Origin of the sequence: Psychrobacter sp. JB193, from assembly GCF_002285555.1 — a bacterium.
Classification (GTDB): Bacteria; Pseudomonadota; Gammaproteobacteria; order Pseudomonadales; family Moraxellaceae; genus Psychrobacter; species Psychrobacter alimentarius.
On the sequence record NZ_NRGY01000002.1, the window covers coordinates 991,582 to 1,014,191 of the forward strand.

Here is a 22,610-nt window from a genome sequence, read left to right on the forward strand (position 1 = left end):
GCCAAGGTGGGCGATTCTCTGATAAATAACGATGTTAAAACTATGACTGACAGTAGCGCAGGCAGGGTCGATGGCGATTTAGAGAATCTAAGGGCGCACGTCGAGCGTCAGCAGCAGCAACTTGAAATGATGAGAGATGAGCAGCAAGCATTACAAGAGCGACTAAAGCGCCAACAGTTTGCTTTGACTATCAAACCTACCGCCAATGCCAACGCTGGACGTACAAAGCAAGGGACAGCAAGTACTGCATATGTTGCGTTTTTGGAAGAGGAAAGTCAGTTTACCGAAACTGAGACGCTGGCTGCAAAGGAGATCAGTATTATTCCCAATCGTGATGTCAGTCTGACATTGACCATGCCACCTGATACACGATTTATCGCAGTGAAAGTAGGATTAAGACATACCAAAAAACGCTCTCAGTTTCTTATCCCAATAGCCAGTTTGACTACGGATACACCACTGACACTTAGTGTGGGTGCGTGCGATGTGACTATCATAGATGGTATTGATACAAAGCTGGTGCCAGCATTTACAACCAAACTTAAATATTATCAGCAGCCATTAGTCAGCTGTTTGTAGGAGACGGTCTTGAGTAAACACAGAGTACTATGGGGTGAGGGTTTGTTTTTGCGTCCTCAACATTTTCAACTTCAAGACACCTACCATAATGCACAGCGGGCATTAAGTATGACGCTAATGCATCCGTACGCTTACGGCGTATCCGAGGTTCAAATTGATAAACAACTCTTAGAGAGTAATCTATTAAGTTTTCAGAGTATCTATGCTGTGTTGCCAGATGGCACAATCTATCAAGCACCTCGTACAGACGCCTTACCAACAGCCATCACATTAAACCATCAAGATAATAGTGATGAGATTTTTGTATTTCTAAGTTTGGAGATAGTTCATAGTGGTGGTAGTAATATACAGACTGAGCACAGCGACAATCCAGCGCGCTACGTGAAAAGTACGGTCGAGGCTCAAGACTTATTTAGTCAAGCAGCTGAAGCGGTTATCGATGTCATTAAATTGTCGCCAAGTTTGCAGTTGAGTCATTCATCACAAGCTCCCAGTCAAGACACCGTATCTTTATTGGTCACAAAGCTTGTGCGTACAACTCAAGGTCTATATCAGGTAGATGACGATTATATTGTACCGAGTGTTCATATCAAAAGTAATCTTGCGCTCGTGGGTCAAGTCTATCGTTTGATGACCATGATTAATACCAAGTCAACTTCACTGTATGACCATCATCGACAGTCTAATAATGATTTACTAGAATTTCGCTCATCAGATATTGCCTCTTTTTGGCTTCTACATACGATCAATACAGCATACTCGCAGTTGAGCCATTTATATAATAACGCCAGCTTACACCCAGAACGTCTTTATGAGGCGTTATTAAATGTTGCGAGTCAATTAGCCACTTTTAGCTCATTGTACAAAGTAGGGGATTTGCCTTCTTATCATCATGATAATGCACATGAAGCATTTAGCAGTATTGTTCTAATCATTCGTGAGTTACTTAATACCGTGATCGCCAGTAATTTTATATCGATTCCATTGCGGCAGAACAAACCGTCTTACTATATAGGGGATCTGAGTAGTGATAAAGTCACACATGGGTCACAGTTGTATCTGTCTGTCAGCTCCTCATTACCAATGCATGAATTAATCGATATCGTACCGCGGCGTTTTAAGGTGGCAACGCCTAACTCTGTCGAGAAACGCGTGTTGTCAGCGTTACCAGGTTCGCCTGTCTCACATGTGACTCAGGTACCTAGTGCCATACCTGTAAGGCCAGGATTTAGCTACTTTACGATTGAGCCGGTAGGTGAGCTGTATGATGAGATGATAAAATCAGAATCTCTCTGTATCTATGTACCGAATGGCTTTGATGATCTAAAAATCGAGCTAATGGCCATCGTACAATAGGTTTTCAAAACTTTGTGACGATGGGTGTATAGAAAGTCGCTTATATAGGTGAATTGGTCTTCGCAATCTCTGCTTGTAGATACCTTTTGCTAATAGGCAGTCTTTGATCATTTTATATTCATTAGCTTTTCAAATAATTATCATTTAAAACAATTTGCATTAGGAACAGTCATGTCAGGGAATAACTCAATGGGTGCTGCACCTTCATTACTAGACTCAGGTGAAGTCGCCTCGAAAGTTTCAGCAACTGGTCTTGATAAACGTATTAGTAGCCAGTCGCTGATTGATATCATGTATGACGGCTTTTACTTGGTGTTCTTATTACGCAATCACTACTTTAGTACCAAGCCACATGAGTTTCGCCAAAAAATATATGAGTTTTTAGATAAATTTGAGAATGATGCTCGTAAAAAAGGCTTCTTGTCAGAAGACATTCATGAAGCAAAATACGTTTATTGTGCTTTGGTTGATGAGACAATTATGACGTCGCAAGAGGCTGAATTTCAGGCACTTAAAGATGCATGGGAGCTTAACCCTTTACAGCTTGATTTGTTTGGCTCACAAATTGCTGGTAATGAGTTTTTTGAGCGTTTAGATAGGTTGCGTGAGCAAGGTGAGAAACGTCTCCCTGCGCTAGAGATTTATCACTATGCTATGTTACTTGGTTTTCAAGGCAAGTATCGCCTAGAAGCACCCGAAAAAATTCGCTATCTTATCTCGCGTTTGGGTGATGAAATTGAGCACTTGCGGGGCAATAAGAACGAGTTTTCACCATTTTGGGCAATACCTGATCAAATCAAACATACGCTTACGAGTGAAACACCACTATGGGTTATTCTTGCGGTGATTGCCGTGTTGTTGAGTGCAATATTTGCCACCATGTGGCAGCTTACTAATAGCTTCTCTGACAATCAACTTTCAGCATACGATCACGTGATTCAAGAGAACAAAGAGCAGGCGCATATTTCGATTTTCTTACCCTAATTGCTACTAAAAATAGTTTCAAAGGTAAGATGCTTAAGGCATAAAAAAACCCTCAACAAAGTGATGAGGGTCTTGGCAAATGCCATAATCGAATCAAAGATGACTCAAAAATTTACTACTAGAATGTGGCTCTCCAACCTGGGCTCGAACCAGGGACACACGGATTAACAGTCCGTTGCTCTACCAACTGAGCTATTGGAGAATAGGCTATAGACATTTAATGTCTTACAACGAGCCTTAGAAGTCTCTAACGAGTTCTTGCTAAGTGGGGCGTATTCTAGCAAAGATAAAAAATACGTCAAGCGTTTTTTTGCATAATTGATTAAAATTGTCATTTTAATGACGTCATATTAGATTTTTATCCAAAAATCTTAAAACGCTTATAAAAAAGACGCCACATAGAGAGCATATGGCGTCTTTACTTATCAAAATATTCTTGAGATCAGTGACTGTCTAAGATTTATTCAGCAACGTCTAAATCGGCAACCGCTTTTTCGATACGAGATAAAGCATCCTTTAACGTTGCCTCATCGGTTGCATAAGAAATACGCATGTAGCCGCCAAGACCAAAAGCATCACCAGGTACGACTGCTACACCCACTTTCTCCAACAACCATGCTGAAAACTCAGTACATGATGATAAACCAGCAGCTTTTATCAGAGGTTTGATTTCTGGATAGACGTAGAATGCGCCGTCAGGACGTAGGCAAGTAATACCTTTGATAGCATTTAAACCATCTACCACCAAATCACAACGCTTCTCAAACGCTGCAACCATTGGCTCTAATACACTCTGATCACCACTGATAGCAGCTTCTGCAGCTACTTGGCTGATAGATGTTGGGCATGAGGTTGATTGTGATTGTACTTTTTTCATTGCACCAATCAGCTTGGCAGGGCCACCAGCATAACCAATACGCCAGCCTGTCATTGCATATGCTTTCGAAACACCATTTAATATAATGGCGCGATCTTTAAGCTCAGGGGCTGCATTCAAGATGTTGTAAAACTTATCACCCGTCCAGCGAATGTGCTCATACATATCATCTGAAGCCACATAAACGTGTGGATGTTTTTTCAGTACTTCAGCAATGGCTTTTAGCTCATCCAACGTATATATCATACCAGTCGGGTTAGATGGGCTGTTTAATACCAGCATCTTGGTTTTGTCAGTGATCGCTTCTTCTAATTGCTCAGCGGTAATTTTAAAGTCTTGTTCAGCAGGACATTTGACAATGACGGGCACGCCTTCTGCGATGATAACCATATCAGGATAGCTGACCCAGTACGGTGCTGGGATGATAACTTCATCGCCTGGATTGATGAAAGCTTGTGCAAGGTTAAAAAATGATTGCTTACCACCAACTGACACAAGAATTTCGTTAGGTTCGTAGCTGATGTCATTGTCGCGCTTGAACTTCTCAATGATGGCTTTTTTGAGCTCTGGCGTTCCATCGACAGCAGTGTATTTGGTAAAACCATCGTTGATTGCATCAATTGCTGCTTTTTTGATATGTTCTGGTGTATCAAAATCTGGTTCACCAGCGCCTAAACCAATAATATCTTTACCAGCCGCTTTTAGTTCTTTGGCTTTATTCGTAATCGCTAGAGTCGGTGATGGTTTGATGCTATTAACGCGGTCAGACAGTTGTAACTCGCTCATGAGAGATCCTTTTTATATTGGAGTAGGTAAATCTATTACTAGGGATAGCGCTTTTTAAATTATTGTGCAGGTACTACGTGTTTAGTGACCATCGACAACGATAGGCGCTTTGAGTGTAGCAGTGGAGATTGTAGCATGCTGTTATTGCACTGTCTTATATTGGCGGTAACAGAAGATGACGACTATATGAGCGCAAACATATAAGTTAGAGGAATACTATGATGATAGATAGCGTACATAAGATTTGACATGACTATACGACACGATTTCGAAACCACAACAATAAATACGTCTCCTTACGCTATCATTATTTAGATATATTAAATAAGATGAATAAAACCTTAAAAATATTTGACCAATATCTTGAATATTGCAATCAATCATAAGTAGGTGAAAAATAACTACTCAACGATTGAGAGAATGGCAAATATCTGACTAAAATTATAATTAAAAGGACGCTTACTATGACAGCATCTACTGAAAAACAGTACATTCTCATCACCGGAGCAACCTCTGGTATCGGTAATCAACTGGCTAAAGATTATTTATCAGAAAACCATCATGTTTATGCGGTTGGTCGTGATGATAATGCACTGGCTGAGCTTAAGTCATTGGGCGCCGAAACCATTGAGTTGGATTTGATGAATCAAGAAGAGGTGATTGAAGCTTTTAGTAAAATTGGCAGGGTTGATTTGGCAATTTGCGGGGCAGGTATGTGCGAATATCTGGATATGCCAAACTTTGATAGTGCTAAGTTTATGAAAGTCATGTCAGTAAACCTAGGTACGTTATCGCATGCCATTGAAGGCGTCTTACCTAAGCTGATTGAGTCAAAAGGTCGCTTGGTTGGTATTGGTTCAGCCTCAGCCTATGTACCTTTTGCCCGTGCAGAAGCCTATGGAAGCTCAAAGGCAGCTGTTCATTATTTAATGAAAACTTTACAAATCAGTCTGGCACCGCATGATGTTGCGGTTAGCCTTGTGGTGCCAGGGTTTGTTGAAACCCCAATGACCAAACAAAACGATTTCCCAATGCCATTTATTCAAACCACGAAGCAGGCGAGTCAAGCCATTCGTGATGGTATTGATAGCGGTCATGAAGTGATCGAATTTCCCAAAAAGCTGACGTTACCACTAAAAGCGCTAGGAACATTACCAGATTTGGTCTGGCAGCAAGTCAGTGAAAAGATCAATAAAAAATAACGCATGATGACTGCCAAATAGGTAGTTTAATAAGTAAAAATAAGTCAACCATACGGATAGGAACGCCTCTATGTTGTTTCATCGCTTAAAGCAAGCACGTAACTTAAAGACAGCGAAGCAAAATACTAAAACGATAAAAAGCGATGATCAGCCTCAATCTAGAAAACGTATAGCCATCATTGGCTCAGGCGTGTCGGGACTGACCTGTGCGCATTATTTGATCAGCGAACACGATGTGACTGTGTTTGAAGCCAATGACTACATCGGTGGGCATGTAAATACCATTGATGTGGCGTTACAAGATGGTAAAAAGTCAAAAACCAGTAACACAGAAAGTAGTGCAATAGACACAGGGTTTATTGTCTTTAATGAGCGTACCTATCCGAATTTTTTTCGTCTGTTGTATGATTTAAAAGTGCCCTTTCAAGCGACGGATATGAGCTTTTCAGTAAAAAATACAGCGCGTCATTTTGAGTACAATGGCCATACGCTAAATACCTTATTGTCGCAGCGTAAGAATGTATTGAATCCAAAGTTTTGGCAGTTCATCAAAGATGTTTTACAGTTCAATAAGCACATCAAACAGCTTCGTCAAGACTATGAAGCAGCGCGTGTACAAGGACAAGACGTTAGTACCTTTACCGAGCAAACGCTTGGCGGTTATCTTGCTCAAAAACGCTACGGTAAGCTGTTTTTAGATAACTATCTATTGCCGATGGTTTCTGCCATTTGGTCAACCAGTCTGGATGAAGTGCAAGATTTCCCATTAGTGTTCTTTGCACAGTTCTTTGATAATCATGGTTTGCTAGATGTGGTCAATCGTCCGCAATGGTTTACGATCAAGGGTGGCTCAAAGCAATACATCAATAAACTGATTCCACGTTTTATCAAAGCAGGCGGGAAGGTGCGAGTAAACAGCCCAGTACAGTCTGTGTTACGTGAGCATGATCAAGTAATATTGACAGTCCAGACCACGAATAACTCAAAGAACCGCAGCGAAAATCTGGTATTCGATGAAGTCATCTTCGCTTGTCATGCTGATACTGCGCTCAAAATTCTCAAAGATGCCAGCATGGATGAAACGGACGTTCTGAGTCATTTTCGTTTTACTGGCAATACGGCAGTACTTCATACTGATACCAGCGTCTTGCCTAAAAAACCGTTAGCTTGGGCAAGTTGGAATTACCTGATAGACGAGAACGACTTGAGTACAGGAGTAAGTGCCAACGCTAACAAAGATACGAGCGACAGTAAAATACCAGTCAAACCTGTGCTCACGTACCACATGAATATTTTGCAGCGTCTTACCAAAAAGCATAATTATTTGGTGACTCTCAATTATGATATCGATGACAAGCAAGTGATTAAGCGTATCGATTACAGTCACCCTGTATTTGATAAAGCAGCTATTGCTGCTCAAAACAAATGGTCAAGTATCTCTGGCAATGGCTTGCATACGCATTTTTGCGGGGCTTATTGGTTCAATGGATTTCACGAAGATGGCGTACGCAGTGGTTTACAAGTATGCCAATCACTTGGCTATGATATCGACATAAGAGAGGAAGTTGATCCGACGCACCTGCCTGATGCAGATAGTGCAAATACGCCATTTCGTTATAAAGACTTACCGATAAAAGCGGATACAAGATTGCGTAAATTAAATAAGCGAGAAGTCGCTACGGCAACGACCAATCAAGAATTGGTTGAATATATAGATCGCTTACAGAACTCAACTACTGATACCCATGCAACTAAGAAACGATGGTTATTTGGACGCCGTAAATTTAAATGATGACAAAAATGACTGATAAGAAGCACTCGTAAAAATTGTCTGTGACAAAAGAGAATGTATATGACCATACCCTTTCAGTATTCTGATGTTCCAAAAAGCCACAAAGCTTTTGAGGGTACTACTGCCTTGTCACATCAGTTGTTTGAAGGGACGACTTGGCACAGTCGACTATTGCCAAGCGCGCATAAGTTTACCTATCCTTATCGCTATTGGGGTGTGAATATTAGTGCATTGGTTAGAGGAGAGGAGTTGCCTGAGATAGGTGTGCCCGTTTTTAACCAGAGTCAAGCTTTAAGAAAACAGCAGCCATCGGGTAAACCCTCTTTGAAGCAGCCATTGCTAAAGAATTTGCTATCAAAAAAGCTGCCATTGTTCTCAGCGCGCAAAAAAGCATTGCAGCAGTTTTATCCTAACGACTACTTAAAAGGGTTCAATAGCCTAAGCAATAATAGTACTAATGATGATTTGAATCACGTACAAGCATTACATCAGCGTCTAAGCCACGCATTTACTATTCATGCTGGTAGCGCGCCAGTAGGTGATATGCTTGGACTTGTAGTTTGCCGTAATGCTGGTTTTTACTTTAGTCCCGTCAATTTTTATTTGGGTTTTGATGAGCAGCAAACGCCTACTCACTTATTGGCTGAGGTTTCTAATACACCATGGGACAAACGCCATTGTTATGGATTTTTATTGGAAGGTGAAGACACTGAGTTTTGTCATGATAAAGACTTTCACGTGTCACCATTTAACCCTATCGATCAGCTATATCGCTGGCAGGTTACGGTGAAGCAAGTTAAAAACGAGAGGGCACATTCACAATCGGATTTAGGTTTGCAGGTTCGCATTGCTATTGATATCAGTGACGAGCGCGGTGAGGTACTAAAAACGGGCATCAAAGTATTAGGTGTACCAATGACAGATGACACTGTCCGCACAAGCTTAAAAAAAAATCCGCTGATGAATATCACGTCTTTAATGCGTATTTACTGGCATGCGTTCAAACTTTATGCAATCAAAAAAGTGCCCTATATCAACTATGATGAAAAACTGGCAGATAGTAAACAAAGTAAGGCAAATGCTAAAAAACCGCACTCTTAATGAGTGATATTAAAAAAAATAACTAATGTCTGAATATTTAGAAAATATTTTAAACATAATACTCATACATAAAATACCTTAAATAAGGATCCGCATACGATGCCAGCACGACCGACCGACCGCGCACCTATCTCAGCAGTAGAAAAGTTATCTGAACGGTTGAATAAAGTAGTAAAACAAAGTGTTATCTTGCAACCCGTCAATGATGGGGTCAATCAATTAGCAAGAAAGCTTATATTTCGAGCATTAACACATATTCAGTTCGGTAGTCTGACTTTAATCGAAGCCTTTGGTAAGAAAGCCCCTACCAAAAGTAGCTTTGGTAATGTAGCAACCAGTGTAGCAAGCAGTTCGGATGTCGGCCGTCATTCACTACACGTCACGCTAACGATTCACGACAGTGCTGTCTATCGTCAATTATTATTCGGTGGTTCTATCGCACTAGCAGATAGCTATATCAACGCTGAGTGGGATACGGATGATTTGACCGGTCTGATTCGATTAGCGGCTCGTAACTTAGCAGTGCTAAATAAGCTAGAAAATCGCTTTGCTGGTGTGAGTAAGGCATTTGAAAAAGCCAAGCATCAGCTACGCAGCAACGATCAATCTGGTGCTAAATCAAACATTCTTGCACATTATGACTTAGGCAACGATATGTATCAGCGTTTTTTAGATGAAACGATGATGTATTCATCGGCTGTATATCGTACGCCTGAGGTATCACTTGCTGATGCTCAGCAGCATAAATTGGCACTTATCTGCCAACGATTACAACTGACCGCTGATGACCATGTGATAGAAATTGGCACAGGGTGGGGTGGTTTTGCCATTTATGCAGCCAAACATTACGGCTGTCAAATCACGACCACTACTATTTCTGATGCACAGTATGATGAGGCGCAGCGCCGAGTAAAAGCGGCAGGACTATCAGATAAAATCACCTTACTTAAGCAAGATTATCGTGAGTTGACAGGGCAGTACGACAAGTTGGTTAGTATTGAGATGATCGAAGCCGTTGGACATGAGTACCTGCCAACTTTTTTTGCCAAGTGCAACAGTTTGCTTAAGCCGACAGGATTGATGGTATTGCAAGCGATTACTTTTAATGACCAAAATTACCAAGAGTATCTAGAGTCAGTGGATTTTATACAGACTCATATTTTCCCAGGGGGGTGTTTACTCTCAAACCAAGAGCTCAACAATCAGTTTGCTGAGCAGACGGACATGGTCATCAAACAGCTGCACGACTACGGATTTGATTATGCATATACGCTACGCGATTGGCGCGCTGCTTTTATGGCTCAGCGTAAAGAAATCGAAGCACTGGGTTATGATGATGCCTTTATACGCTTGTGGAATTTTTATTTCTGTTATTGCGAAGGCGGGTTTTTAGAGCGCACAATTGGCGTGGTACAATTGACAGCAGTCAAGCCGAATAACATCGATACGATGCACTTTGTTGATTTGCCCGTCCTTGATAGCTCTAATAGTTAATAAGGTAGTTGTCATTATGGCCAATGATAATAACGACGGTGCATTTAAATAAGACGCTGGTTGCCTTGTGAGCAGCGATTAACATACTCTAAATAAAAGGACGTTGATATGGCTTATGTATTTATCTATCTTGCCGCTGTCGTCATATTCTTGGGCGTTGATGCAGTTTGGTTGACGACCATGAAAGGGGCTTTTTATGAGTCACGTATTGGTCATTTATTGGCTGATGAACCAAATATGATCGCCGCTGGCGTGTTTTATATGTTCTACATACTGGCACTTTGTATATTGATTTTATACCCACAAATCAAGGCAGGTGCTTCGATTGGTCATATTTTCTTACTTGGTGGATTGATTGGTCTTATGGCCTATGGGACATATGATTTCACCAATCTGGCACTGTATAAAGGTTTTACATTAGATACGGCAGTGGTTGATTTTATCTGGGGTGGTTTTTTGACAGGTTCGGTCAGTGCGATCGTTGCTTGGCTTGCCTACCGCTTTCACTGGTTAAGCTAATTGAAATTATTATAAAAATATGTGTTTATGTAGTTCAGACCTTTGGCCGATAGGTACCTATTTGCGCTAAGCTGTTTGCTACAGTACAAGTAATGTTTGAAATAAAATAAGTCTTAGACAATCGCAAGGAAAGTTATGCCGCAATATAATACCAGCTCGACTGCTAAAAAAGCGCCATTGAACCATGAACTATATATGTCAATACTTATGACACCTGATATGGCAAATTTTATTGGAAACGTACATGGTGGTGATTTGCTCAAAATGCTTGATCAAGTCGCCTATGCGTGTGCCAGCCGTTATAGTGGTAGTTACGTCGTGACATTGTCTGTTGACCAAGTCATGTTCCGTGAGCCTATCTATGTGGGTGAGCTTGTGACTTTTGCTGCCAGTGTCAATCATGTGGGCAATACCTCAATGGAGATTGGTATCCGTGTCGAAGCGGAAGATGTGCGCGCTCGTACGGTGCGCCATACGAATAGCTGCTATTTTACGATGGTTGCGATCGACGATAAAGGTAAGCCTACGACTGTACCTCCGCTTATCATTAAAGATAAGATGCAGCAGTGTCGCGCTGATGCAGCATTGGAGCGTAAAAGTTTGCGTATGGAAAGCTCGCATCGTCCAAGCTGTGACTTAGAGAATATGATAGGAGAGTTAACTTACGATAATGAGGAGCACTCAAAGTAACGCGTTAGCTCATCGTTTTTCATACAAGTTTAATCATGAGCCACCAACACTAAAAAACCACTGATACTATATGTGGGAATAGGTTATCCTCAACTTGGATTTTTCTAGGCATTACTAAAATAAAGATATTGTACAAAACCATGGTAAGCCATTGGTTACCTTATTGAGACTGCTATGAGTGTAAGATCATCAAAAAACAATTCACGCCGTTCTGCGTCCGTTCAACCAATATCGCGCGGTGTACGCGGTCCTAATAAAATTAGCAACCACTCTAGTGACAATGAAGACACGCAACATTCTAGCTCGTTGATTACTGTATTAATTGCCGTCGGGGCAAACGTTATTATTGCGATTGCAAAAACAATAGCCGCATTTATGACAGGTTCTGCTTCTATGATTGCAGAATCTGCGCATTCTTGGGCAGATGCAGGCAATGGTACATTATTGATTGTTGCCGAAAAAAAGGCAGTAAAACCTGCTGATGTGAGTCATCCCTTGGGTTATGGTAAGGAGTCATATGTCTGGTCGATGATTGCAGCTTTCGGTGTATTTATGGCAGGCTCTATCGTCTCCATTTATACGGGTATCACCGAGTGGAACGCAGCGGAGAGTGAGACTAACTATACTATCGGATTTATTGTATTGGCGGTCGCCTTTCTACTGGAAGGGTTTTCGCTTGTCCAAGCGTACCTACAAAGCAAGAAACATGGTCAAGCTATGAATATTAGCGCTATTGGTTACGTAGTTAGTACTTCAAACCCAACATTGCGTGGGGTGTTTTTTGAGGATTTGGCCGCAGTGACAGGTTTGGTCATTGCAGCAGCAGCAATGGGTATGCATGCTTATACAGGTGAGCCATTTTGGGATGCATTAGGCTCTATCATCGTCGGACTACTATTGGGTGCAGTGGCTATCTTTTTAATCAGCCGCAATAGAGATTTTTTGGTCGGGTATAAGGTGTCTAAAAAAATACATGATTATGCCTTGAATGAGTTACTTACTCATCCAGACATAGACAGTGTGTCGTATCTACATTTAGAATGGGTAGGGCCTAAAAAAATATTTATGGTGGCAGCAGTAGATATCGCTGGTAATCAAAAAGAAAAAGAGCTTGCACAAAAATTTGAAGACATAGAAAACCAGTTTCGTGCTAACCCCCTGTTTCAAGAGGCGATCTTAACGCTATCAGTGCCCAATGCAGACGTACTGGTTCTAGAAGAAGATCTGGTGACTCAATAGCTTATGGTTATTGATAGCTCAGTAGTAGCCATAAGAAGTGATGTTAAACAAGTTATATCTGTACTCTATAGTTATTATAAAAGTTCAATATAAAAAAAGGGTCGCTATAGTAAGCGACCCTTTCCTTTCTAGTTATATTGGTCATCAACCAACATTACCAAGTATTATTTCTTTGGAGCATTCGCACCAATGAACCATGCGTCTTTATCAATAATACGACTGGCTTCTGTTAATAGGTCAGCGGTATCTTCGTCACCTGCATCGCCTGCAGTGTCGATAGCTTTACGTAGAGTCTCAGCTACTTTTTTATAGCGGCTAGTGATTTCACGAACATGCTGATCCACTTCAGTGATATCAGTTGGATAATCGTCTAAGATAGAATCTTTAGCTACTCGACTGGCTAGACCGTTTGGCTGACCACCCAAAATAACAATACGCTCAGCAATCATGTCTGATACTTCACGAATACGATCTGCTGTGTCGTCTAACAATTGATGCACACCGATAAATCCAGTGCCCTGTAGGTTCCAATGACATTGCTTACCATCTAAGGTTAAATCAATAACATTGGCCAAGTTTGCATTCAATAGATCAATCATTTTTTTGGCGGTATCGTCTGAAATTCCACTTGCGAAACGTTCTCTCATAATTTTCTCCGTTCTCTTAGTTTTATTAAATTTAAATTTTCTAATTAATATTTTGTTATTAATATAGTACTTAACGACTGCTTGTTAATTCATTGTCGATAATAGCAGCTTCTACAAAAGATAAAACCCTCAAGCGTTATGCTTTGTTAGGTGGTCGTGTAATGGGTTTGTTAATCGTGAAATTCTTTGTAAATTTAGCCCATGCTATGTGCGTTTTTTACAACGGTGAAAGGTTTATTTCTCAATAAATAGTATCTTTATACACTTATATTTTGAGTGGGGAAATAAGCGTATGCTTATAAGATAAGGCTCATGACTATCCTCTACAAAGCCTTTAAAAACCGCTTCTCAGACCCCATATTGTTATAAACTTTAATAAGAAGAAAGCTATTATGAGAATGCCTGAACCTCGCTCATCGCGTCAGTTAAACCAATTGGCCACTCAGCTACAAGGCGAAGCTGAAATTAGTGGTGTCAATGCGTCAGGGACGCAAATATCAAGTCGTGCCTTTGAGATGGTGACAGATTTTGAGCCAGCAGGCGATCAGCCACAAGCGATTGAGAAGCTTGTGAATGGTATCAATTCTGGCATGGATGAGCAGTTGCTGCTTGGTGTGACTGGCTCTGGTAAAACCTATACGATGGCCAAGGTCATCTCTGAATGTCAGCGTCCAACCATTATCATGGCACACAACAAAACCCTTGCGGCGCAGTTGTATGGCGAGTTTAAATCGTTCTTTCCTAACAATGCAGTTGAGTATTTCGTCAGTTATTATGATTATTATCAACCTGAAGCGTATGTTGCGGCCAGTGATACTTTTATCGAAAAAGACAGTGCCATCAACGATCATATTGATCAGATGCGTCTGTCTGCCACGCGTGCGTTATTAGAGCGTCGCGATGCGATTATTGTCGCGTCAGTATCTTGTATTTATGGCTTGGGTGATCCGGAGAGCTATTTAAAAATGCTATTGCATGTTGTGGTTGGCGATCAGATAGATCGTACCGCGACGATTAAGCGTTTGGTTGAGATGCAATACACACGCAACGAGCTGGATTTTGGTCGTGGTACGTATCGTTTGCGTGGGGAGCTGTTAGATATTTATCCCGCCGAATCTGAGCAGCTAGCAGTGCGCGTGCATTTATTTGACAATGAAGTCGAGAAAATCACTTGGTTTGATCCTTTAACAGGCAAGACGGTACGCAGTGTACCGCGTATTACGATTTATCCCAAATCGCATTATGTGACGCCGCGCAATAAACTAGAAGCTGCTAGCCATACCATTCGTGAAGAATTAGAGCCACGATTAGAATATTTCCGCGATAACAATAAACTGATTGAAGCGCAGCGTCTCAAAGAACGTACACAATATGATCTTGAGATGATTCAGCAGCTTGGTTACTGTAACGGTATCGAAAACTACTCGCAGCACCTCTCTGGTCGTCCATCAGGAGAAGCGCCGCCCACCTTGTTTGACTATATTCCCGAAGATGCCTTATTGTTCCTTGATGAATCGCATGTCACTGTCTCACAGATTGGTGCGATGTATAAAGGGGATAGATCGCGTAAAGAGAACTTGGTCAATTATGGCTTTCGTTTGCCAAGTGCGATGAACAACCGCCCGATGAAGTTTGAAGAGTGGGAGCGTATCAAGCCCAAAACCATCTATGTGAGTGCGACACCAGCATTGTATGAGCTAGAACATAGCGAACAGGTGGTCGAGCAGGTAGTACGTCCAACCGGTTTGATTGACCCTGAGATTGAAATTCGTCCTGTTTTGACGCAAGTGGATGATGTACTGTCAGAGATTACCAAGCGCCGCGAAAAAGATGAGCGTGTATTGATTACGACACTCACCAAGCGTATGTCAGAGGATTTGACCAGTTATCTTAAAGAATACGATGTCAAAGTGGCTTATTTGCATTCGGACATTGATACGGTTGAGCGTATGCAGATTATCCACGAGCTACGTACGGGTGTGCACGATGTCTTGGTTGGTATCAACCTTTTACGTGAAGGTTTGGATATGCCTGAAGTGTCACTGGTTGCTATATTTGATGCTGATAAAGAAGGCTTTTTGCGCTCTGAGCGCTCACTTATTCAGACGATTGGTCGTGCAGCGCGTCACTTGAATGGTAAAGCCATTTTGTACGCCGATCGCATTACTCCAAGTATGCAAAAGGCGATAGACGAAACCGATCGTCGCCGTGATAAGCAGATTGCTTTCAACCTTGAGCATAACATCACGCCAAAAGGCGCACGCCGTAGTATTACGGATAAGATTGATACGGGCGAGAGCTTGGATGCTAATGATAATCAGGCCATTCCGGTTAAGAGTAATTTACCTGATGTGGATATCAGTATTTTACGTAGCCCAGATTTGCTTGCCAAAGAGATTAAACGTTTAGAGAAGCAAATGCAGCAAATGTCTCGTGACTTGAAGTTTGAGGAAGCGGCAAAAACTCGTGATAGAGTGCTTGAGCTTAAAGCGCATTTGATTTAACGGCTTAGTTTGGTTTGAGTACTATTAAGTTTTAAAAGTGAGTTGCATAGTCTGTGGCTCACTTTTTTATCAATCAAACAATGAAAGAGCTATCATTGTACTTGAGCGAGATGTATTTAAGCCAGATTTTGGTAAGTCTAAATACTGGTAATATGAATATTTTATTTTTACTAACATCAAACGCAGTTTTACATACCGCACCTTAAAATATATTCATATATCTTATATGATGTGTAGATAAGGCATGACCTAAAAAGCAGATGGATAAATGCTGGACGACGATAACAAAGTCAGGCGTGCTCACATATTCTATAAATTTAAAGTGAAGGAAAGCTCTATGTTTGATATCAAATCATTTTTTAAAAGAGAAGTAGAAAAGAAGCTCATTGATGTAGATGATTATATTTTTATGCCTGAGCGTATACAGATGGAATTGTCAGATGGTTTGTTAAATTGTGTCCTCAACAGCGATGGTCGAGTGGATATTTTTTATACCAAACATGGGATTACTGAGGTAGGTTCAGCATCACGTAAGCACCCGTTTACTGCCTTTGAAACCGAGCTATATCACGGTGTTTATGATGATGTGATTGCAGATTTAATAAAAGAAGTAGACAAAGTGATTGAGGGTTCTTCTAAATACTTCCGTCGCAATAAAGTACTGCCTTCCCCTGCATCTCTGCCGTCTAAGCCTTCTAACATTTAAGACTTTCAATATAAGCTCGTTTATTTTAAATATAAAATGTTGTCTGTATAACAGACTTGGAAATAAAAAGGAGCCCCTATATTAGGCTCCTTTTTATGGACTTATGTATTTATTCGATACGCTTATTTGGTGAAACTTGCATAACAGCTTTGTAGAGATTTTGCGACGACTTTTGCCACCAGTTGTGTGCGATATTGTGAATCTATGGCAGCGTTGCCGAGTTCAACCAGTGTGACTTGCTGCGGTGCCTGTTCGCTCACGCAGCCACAAACATTGCTTTTCACTGCTTCTTGTTGCGTATCAGTCATAGCAACGCTGGCAATACGCCAAGCGCTTTGTTTTTCAATTTGGCTACGGCATTGATTATCAATTGCTGATTTAAAAACGTTCATACCAATGTCGTTTGCTGTACCGATAGCATTGCCTGCACTGTTATTGGTGCCATCTGTCGTCGTACATCCAGCTAAAGCGAGGGTAGCAAGCAAAATGGTTGAAGCAAAGCGTTTTTTCATGGATAAATCCTCTAAAGTTTTGATTGATATGACAGCGAAAATACGTATATCTAACTATAAATAGCTGGGCTTAGCTTATAATTATTGCATATTTTTAAAATGGTTATTCAAAACTTATAAGATAAGAGATCTTACTGTCTGTAAATTTGCGTTTAACACCTGACATGACTATTGATCAGAATCTAAAAAACCAGCTAAGACAACACATCTTAGCTGGTTAAGTTTTATTCGAACAAACGCTATATTTTAGACATTTTTGCTATGTTGTTTTTGTTGAATGTCTTTGGCCAGTTTATAGCACTCATTGATATGATCGTTTGCGATTTTCTTGAAGATAGTATAACCCATTGTTGCTGCAACTAACTGTCCACCAAGAGGAACAAATTTGGTAACTTGCTTGGCTGCGATACGACCACCAAAGCCTTGAATGGTTTTCTTAACAATACCGCGAGTTGCCATCAATCCAGCAAAATCTACCGTGCGGTCTTTTAATGCACTCCAATGTACAGCTCTAGATTGCAAATCGATTGCTGATTGGCGGCCTTCAATCAAACCAAAACGCTCACTGATTTCAGGCACCAACTGCGTAAGCATACCAGCATCAACTGCAACGTCAAAAAACGGAACAGGGACGATAGCTACACCAGCAGATATCTTAGCGCGCTTCTTTACCAGCTTCTGACATTCTTTTTTTACTTGTTCAAGATCTAAGTTTGGGTCAATAGTATCTGGTAGTTTTTCAGCAAGTGGTGTGGTTTTCATGGGATATCCTTATAAATATAAAATTAAAAAATGAATAACAAGTTGTGCAGATGGCTACCATTCTATGGATTTATAAACCGTATACAATCATTGCTTTGTAGCAAAATGCAGAAAAATACAGCAACTATGCACCGTTTTTGTAAATAGTTAGATTTTTAAGTAGGATAATAATGAGTTTTTTGACATATTCACCGAAATAAGCGCTTTATCATAGCTCTTATCTTCGTATTTTGAGGTAAAAAAATGAACAAGTATGACAAAAATTGTGATTGTGAGCCTCTGCTAAAGGCAGTAGAATAGGCAAATGCTAAATTTAACCCCTCGTTATACCCATACTCGCATCGACGAGTTACCGCTCGCATTGCAACCCCTTGCTGCTCAATCATCAACGCTTGCTCGCTTATATGCAGGTCGCGGTATCACCGATCCTTCAGAACTTGATACTGGACTATCTGGATTGTTACCTGCTGAGAATTTGCACGGTGTTATAGAAGCAGTCCGTCTGTTAGATGAAGCAATTGATGAAGGTCAACGCATCTTAATCGTTGGCGACTTTGATTGTGACGGCGCAACCAGTACCGCGCTTATGATGCGCGCACTCACCAAAATGGGTGCTGTGGTTGATTTTTTAGTGCCCGATCGTTTCAAGTATGGTTATGGTCTAACGTCAGAAATTGTTGAGCTGGGTATCAAGACCTATCAGCCAGATATAATAGTGACGGTAGATAACGGTATCTCCAGCCATGAAGGTGTAGCGCGCGCACAAGAGGATGGCATCACCGTTATTATTACTGATCATCATCTGACTACTAAAGAAACACCGCCAGCCCAAGCTGTGGTCAATCCAAATCAGCTTGGTTGTGGTTTTGCTAGTAAAGCACTGGTAGGGGTGGGCGTGGCTTTTTATGTACTTGGACGTCTGGCCAAGTTACGCCGTGCAGAGGGTAAATCTACTGTGCAAGTTAGCCAATATCTAGACTTAGTGGCGCTCGGCACGATCGCCGATGTTGGCGTGCTCGATAAAAATAATCGCATCTTAGTACATCACGGTCTGGCTGCTATTCGCCAAGGTCGCTGTTGCTTAGGTATCTTAGCTCTATTAGAACAAGCAGGTCGCGACCCTAAGAAATTACAGGCACAAGACTTCGGTTTTGTCTTAGGTCCGCGTATCAATGCTGCTGGACGTATGGATAATATGCGTATCGGTATCGAATGCTTATTAACCGAAGATTGGCGTACTGCGCAGCGTTTGGCGCAAGAGCTTGAGGAGTTAAATCGTACTCGTCGTCAGGTAGAAGGGGAGATGCGAGCACAAGCAGATAGTATTGTGCAGGCATTAACTGAAACTGATAGTAATGACGCTGCTATAGAAAGTAACGAAGTCGATGATGTGATTGTGCAGCCTGAGCCTAAAACAGAAACTATCAACAATCACAAGCGAAGTATTGTTTTATATCAGGACGACTGGCATCAAGGCGTGATTGGTATCGTGGCTGGACGATTAAAAGAAAGTCATTATTTGCCTAGTATTGTCTTTGCTCCAGCGGATACGCAGCGGACGGGCGAAGATGATGCCATCAAAGGCTCAGCACGTTCTATCGCTGGTGTACATATTCGTGATGCGATTGAGCAGGTCGCTGAGCGTCATCCTGATCTTATCAGTCACTTCGGTGGACATGCAATGGCCGCAGGATTGACGCTTAAACGTCGTAACTTCGAAGCATTTGAGACAGCTTTTAATGATGTTATGGCACAGATAGATGATGAGATTTTTGCAGAACAGAAATTCAGTGATGGGCCGTTGCAGGCAACTGATTTTAGCCTATGGTTTGCTGAGCATTTGGCCGATGCCAGCATTTGGGGTCATGGTTTTGCGCCACCAATATTTGACAGCGTTTTTGAGGTATTGAGTTTTAAGATATTAAAAGATAAGCATCTTAAATTATCACTGCGATATCCTGATGTACAGTATCCGATTGAAGCTATCTATTTTAATTTTGATAGTAGCATTTGGGATTATCGTACCGAACGTGTCCATTTGTTGTTTCAATTGGACATCAATGAATGGAACGGCAAACAAAGCTTACAATTGATGGTCAAAGACTTGGCAGTAGTAAAAACGACTTAAGAGACTAATTGTCTGAGAGGTAAAGTATTTTAATATTTCCATTCAAGTGTTGGAAACTGCCAGTCATAGCGTATCGCCAGCATACGTAAAGTAAAAATCGTACTCATTGTGGCGATATCTGTGACCCAATCTATTACACCAAGATTATGCAGGGCAAAGTAGAGAATACCGCCAGTTAATGCTGCAGTGATATAAATCTCTTGCTGAAGCACGAGTGGAATCTCATTACAGATCATGTCACGAATGATGCCACCCACGATGATAGTAATCACACCCAGCAGCAAGGCGACAGGCACATTTGTTCCCATGCTGTCAGCGACCTTGATACCAATGAGTGTAAAAGCAGATAACCCGATGGTATCTGATAGTCTAAGGAATTTATTGACACGTTTGGAATTGGGATGAAAAAATATTTGCATGACCAATGAAGAAATAGTGATGACCGTCAGATAACTCATGTCTACCATCCAAAATAATGGATGACGGTTTAAAATGACATCGCGGACAGTCCCACCACCGATAGCAGTCACAATGGAGACAAGTAGACAGCCAAATACATCGAATTTCTTATGCTTGGCCAATATTGTGCCTGAAATACTACAAGCCACAATGCCTATCATGTCAAAGAGATATATCAAAGAACCGGGGTCAAAAGTGGTGATTAGCGTTGCAGGATTCAATGCGATAGCCAGCATAAACAAGTCTCATTAAATTTAGAGGATAATCAATCGATACTGGATATGCTAAACCAAAACTAAGGTGCCAATACTACTATATTTGCATCAAATCACTCACATTAAAGATTTATACTAAGCACTAAGTACCTAGGCAACGAGGCGAATAGACGGTAAATGCCAATCGAACTTCAGTGCCAACATACGTATAGCAAAGATGACAAACAGCATAATAAATTCATTGATACCAGAGTCGATACCTAAACGTTGTAAAAGTAAATACGTCACAGACCCAGCAATACTGGCAGTAATGTAGATTTCACGCTGTAGCACGAGTGGAATCTCGTTACAGATGATATCACGTAGTAATCCGCCAATAATGGCCGTCCAAACACCCATCATAATAGCAATGAGAGGAGCCATATCCTGCGTCAAAGCGATCTTAAAACCAATCACACTGAAGGCAGCCAGCCCAATCGCATCAAAAAGCTTAAGCGCGTTATCAATCTTATGATACAGATGAAAGAACATTTGTAAAATAAGAGAGGTCGCGGTAATTACAATCACATAATTGAGATCTGTCATCCAAAATAAGGGGTGACGGTCCAGCGCCATATCGCGTAGCGTACCGCCGCCAATGGCATTTACCATTGATACCAATACACAGCCAGAAATGTCTAAGCCTTTATGCTGTGCCAGCAATGTCCCTGCGATGGCGCAAGCGACCACACCAACCATATCTAATAAATATAATAAAATATCTGGAAAAATTAAAGCATTGCCCATGGTTGTAGTACCAAGTAGTGACCATAAAAATAGCTTAAGGACAGTTGCCTTAAGCCGAATTTAAACCAAAATTTTAAAAATGTTTTGTATTAGATGGCCATTAACCATCTTTGGCAAACAGGATTAGTCCAACGATAATCAATCCAATACCCAGTAAACCCATTGCTGGTGGTATAGAATTATTCAGCAACAACATCCCGCCAATCAAAGCAAATATGACTTCACTGGCTTGTGTCGCATCCACGCCAGCTACCTCACTAGACGTTTCTGCTTTTTCACGTGCATACAAGAAGATACTAGTAGCGCCAACACCTGCTAACAAAGCGACAAGCAACGTATTGAATAACTGCGAAGTGTCTGGCGTATCAGGACGAATGATAAGACCTAAGAGTAGCCAAAATGGCAAACTTCCGAGTGTCATTAGCCATACTTTGTTAAAAGCATTCTGTAGTAAGTTGGTTTCGATAGCAGGTATGCGGGCAATAAGGGTTTGCAAAAATGAAGCAGAAGCGGGCGGGCTGGTATGATTGACGTTTAAACTATCGTCTGCCGTATAATTCGTATCCATTGATAAGACAGGCGCTTCTGTAATCAAAGCGTTTGTGTCCTCATGCATGTCATTTTGTGAAGTATGACCGTCTTGGCTCGATAATAAGTCAGCACGCTGCTTACGATTGTTATAAGACACCTGCCAAACCAGCTGATTACCAATAGGGTAACTAAAGGCGGCAATCAGCGCCGGTAAGGCACCATAAAGAAGCATATCTTTCATAGATGCGGCATTCGCATCTAAAGCAGAAGCAGCATGCATGCCTTCACTAACATTGACCATGGCCACACCAACGAATACCAGTAGCGCATACGCAATGAACTTTTTATCAAAGCGCTGTCCAAATGCTACTAATACTAGCAAACTCGTTACGACAGTAAACATAAAGGTAGCGGCAACGACCCACCCTGCAACATGATCAGCTGCATAGCAAATACCTGTATAAAAGACCCCAAAGCCAATACTGCCCGTAATACACCAAAATACCCAGTGCTGACAAAAAATAGTCATGAGTTCTTTGATACGGTCAAAACCGTGCTGCATAGCAATGATGGCAGTGACAATCAGCAACATAAACACATAGCGCATACTGGCTGACCAAAACCAATGCCCACCAGCCGCGCTCATTAGCTCGTTTAAAATAAATGTCGAGCTAAAAAATGCGCCCGCTAATAAGCCCAATAAAATTAGTTTGACCATGCCGATACCTTCATCCTTGACGT

At 41.3% G+C, this 22,610-nt stretch carries 20 protein-coding genes and 1 tRNA gene; 13 read left to right on the forward strand and 8 right to left on the reverse strand.

Going from position 1 to position 22,610, the window contains the following annotated elements; translation table 11 throughout:
• Window positions 1–42: 42 nt before the first annotated feature.
• The 3 genes from CIK80_RS12255 to icmH all read left to right on the forward strand — a co-directional run bounded on the left by CIK80_RS12255 (window position 43) and on the right by icmH (window position 2,919).
• Window positions 43–579, forward strand: a complete 537-nt coding sequence (locus tag CIK80_RS12255; RefSeq protein WP_179288384.1) for a type VI secretion lipoprotein TssJ — start codon at window positions 43–45, stop codon at window positions 577–579.
• A 9-nt stretch (window positions 580–588) separates the two neighbouring features.
• Entirely contained in the window at window positions 589–1,935 is a 1,347-nt protein-coding gene (gene tssK, locus CIK80_RS12260; RefSeq protein ID WP_095570216.1) for a type VI secretion system baseplate subunit TssK, read from the forward strand.
• A gap of 171 nt (window positions 1,936–2,106) precedes the next feature.
• Window positions 2,107–2,919 carry a type IVB secretion system protein IcmH/DotU gene (gene icmH / locus CIK80_RS12265; protein WP_095570217.1) on the forward strand — a complete coding sequence of 271 codons (813 nt, stop codon included), beginning with the start codon at window positions 2,107–2,109 and terminating at the stop codon, window positions 2,917–2,919.
• Between the two features lie 126 nt (window positions 2,920–3,045).
• Here icmH and CIK80_RS12270 read toward each other — a convergent pair.
• Together CIK80_RS12270 and CIK80_RS12275 are read right to left on the reverse strand one after the other, a co-directional pair.
• Window positions 3,046–3,121 (reverse strand) — tRNA-Asn (locus CIK80_RS12270).
• 258 nt (window positions 3,122–3,379) lie between these two features.
• Window positions 3,380–4,582 (reverse strand): pyridoxal phosphate-dependent aminotransferase, encoded by a 1,203-nt coding sequence (locus CIK80_RS12275; protein WP_095570218.1) that lies wholly within the window; start codon window positions 4,580–4,582, stop codon window positions 3,380–3,382.
• Window positions 4,583–5,046: 464 nt separating this feature from the next.
• Here CIK80_RS12275 and CIK80_RS12280 point away from each other — a divergent pair, with 464 nt between their 5' ends.
• The 7 genes from CIK80_RS12280 to CIK80_RS12310 all read left to right on the forward strand — a co-directional run bounded on the left by CIK80_RS12280 (window position 5,047) and on the right by CIK80_RS12310 (window position 12,619).
• A complete protein-coding gene (locus CIK80_RS12280; RefSeq protein WP_062845033.1) occupies window positions 5,047–5,784 on the forward strand; it encodes an SDR family NAD(P)-dependent oxidoreductase in 738 nt (245 codons plus the stop codon).
• A 70-nt stretch (window positions 5,785–5,854) separates the two neighbouring features.
• A complete protein-coding gene (locus CIK80_RS12285) occupies window positions 5,855–7,576 on the forward strand; it encodes an FAD-dependent oxidoreductase (protein ID WP_095570219.1) in 1,722 nt (573 codons plus the stop codon).
• 60 nt (window positions 7,577–7,636) lie between these two features.
• Window positions 7,637–8,677 (forward strand): DUF1365 family protein, encoded by a 1,041-nt coding sequence (locus CIK80_RS12290; RefSeq protein ID WP_095570220.1) that lies wholly within the window; start codon window positions 7,637–7,639, stop codon window positions 8,675–8,677.
• Window positions 8,678–8,776: 99 nt separating this feature from the next.
• Window positions 8,777–10,171: a cyclopropane-fatty-acyl-phospholipid synthase family protein gene (locus CIK80_RS12295; protein WP_095570221.1), complete on the forward strand. Its 1,395-nt coding sequence runs from the start codon at window positions 8,777–8,779 to the stop codon at window positions 10,169–10,171.
• Between the two features lie 108 nt (window positions 10,172–10,279).
• The gene (locus CIK80_RS12300) at window positions 10,280–10,690 is read left to right on the forward strand and encodes a DUF2177 family protein (RefSeq protein ID WP_062845029.1); all 411 of its coding nucleotides are present in this window, start codon (window positions 10,280–10,282) and stop codon (window positions 10,688–10,690) included.
• Window positions 10,691–10,825: 135 nt separating this feature from the next.
• Window positions 10,826–11,380: an acyl-CoA thioesterase gene (locus CIK80_RS12305; RefSeq protein ID WP_062845028.1), complete on the forward strand. Its 555-nt coding sequence runs from the start codon at window positions 10,826–10,828 to the stop codon at window positions 11,378–11,380.
• A gap of 174 nt (window positions 11,381–11,554) precedes the next feature.
• The gene (locus CIK80_RS12310) at window positions 11,555–12,619 is read left to right on the forward strand and encodes a cation diffusion facilitator family transporter (protein ID WP_095570222.1); all 1,065 of its coding nucleotides are present in this window, start codon (window positions 11,555–11,557) and stop codon (window positions 12,617–12,619) included.
• Window positions 12,620–12,783: 164 nt separating this feature from the next.
• On the opposite strand, the gene dps is transcribed toward CIK80_RS12310, so the two are convergent.
• Window positions 12,784–13,266 carry a DNA starvation/stationary phase protection protein Dps gene (gene dps / locus CIK80_RS12315; RefSeq protein WP_062845026.1) on the reverse strand — a complete coding sequence of 161 codons (483 nt, stop codon included), beginning with the start codon at window positions 13,264–13,266 and terminating at the stop codon, window positions 12,784–12,786.
• Window positions 13,267–13,658: 392 nt separating this feature from the next.
• Here dps and uvrB point away from each other — a divergent pair, with 392 nt between their 5' ends.
• Both uvrB and CIK80_RS12325 read left to right on the forward strand, forming a co-directional pair.
• Window positions 13,659–15,770: an excinuclease ABC subunit UvrB gene (gene uvrB, locus CIK80_RS12320; protein ID WP_062845025.1), complete on the forward strand. Its 2,112-nt coding sequence runs from the start codon at window positions 13,659–13,661 to the stop codon at window positions 15,768–15,770.
• A 337-nt stretch (window positions 15,771–16,107) separates the two neighbouring features.
• Window positions 16,108–16,476, forward strand: coding sequence for a hypothetical protein (locus tag CIK80_RS12325; RefSeq protein ID WP_062845024.1), 369 nt, complete (start codon window positions 16,108–16,110; stop codon window positions 16,474–16,476).
• 122 nt (window positions 16,477–16,598) lie between these two features.
• On the opposite strand, the gene CIK80_RS12330 is transcribed toward CIK80_RS12325, so the two are convergent.
• Window positions 16,599–16,988: a hypothetical protein gene (locus tag CIK80_RS12330; RefSeq protein WP_095570223.1), complete on the reverse strand. Its 390-nt coding sequence runs from the start codon at window positions 16,986–16,988 to the stop codon at window positions 16,599–16,601.
• Between the two features lie 246 nt (window positions 16,989–17,234).
• Window positions 17,235–17,750: a DUF697 domain-containing protein gene (locus CIK80_RS12335; protein WP_062845022.1), complete on the reverse strand. Its 516-nt coding sequence runs from the start codon at window positions 17,748–17,750 to the stop codon at window positions 17,235–17,237.
• Window positions 17,751–18,054: 304 nt separating this feature from the next.
• Between CIK80_RS12335 and recJ the strand changes: the two genes are divergently transcribed.
• A complete protein-coding gene (gene recJ, locus CIK80_RS12340; protein ID WP_095570224.1) occupies window positions 18,055–19,878 on the forward strand; it encodes a single-stranded-DNA-specific exonuclease RecJ in 1,824 nt (607 codons plus the stop codon).
• 29 nt (window positions 19,879–19,907) lie between these two features.
• On the opposite strand, the gene CIK80_RS12345 is transcribed toward recJ, so the two are convergent.
• The 3 genes from CIK80_RS12345 to CIK80_RS12355 all read right to left on the reverse strand — a co-directional run bounded on the left by CIK80_RS12345 (window position 19,908) and on the right by CIK80_RS12355 (window position 22,587).
• A complete protein-coding gene (locus tag CIK80_RS12345; RefSeq protein WP_095570225.1) occupies window positions 19,908–20,573 on the reverse strand; it encodes a trimeric intracellular cation channel family protein in 666 nt (221 codons plus the stop codon).
• 129 nt (window positions 20,574–20,702) lie between these two features.
• Window positions 20,703–21,338 carry a trimeric intracellular cation channel family protein gene (locus CIK80_RS12350; RefSeq protein ID WP_095570226.1) on the reverse strand — a complete coding sequence of 212 codons (636 nt, stop codon included), beginning with the start codon at window positions 21,336–21,338 and terminating at the stop codon, window positions 20,703–20,705.
• Between the two features lie 100 nt (window positions 21,339–21,438).
• A complete protein-coding gene (locus CIK80_RS12355) occupies window positions 21,439–22,587 on the reverse strand; it encodes a multidrug resistance efflux transporter family protein (protein WP_095570227.1) in 1,149 nt (382 codons plus the stop codon).
• Window positions 22,588–22,610: the final 23 nt, after the last annotated feature.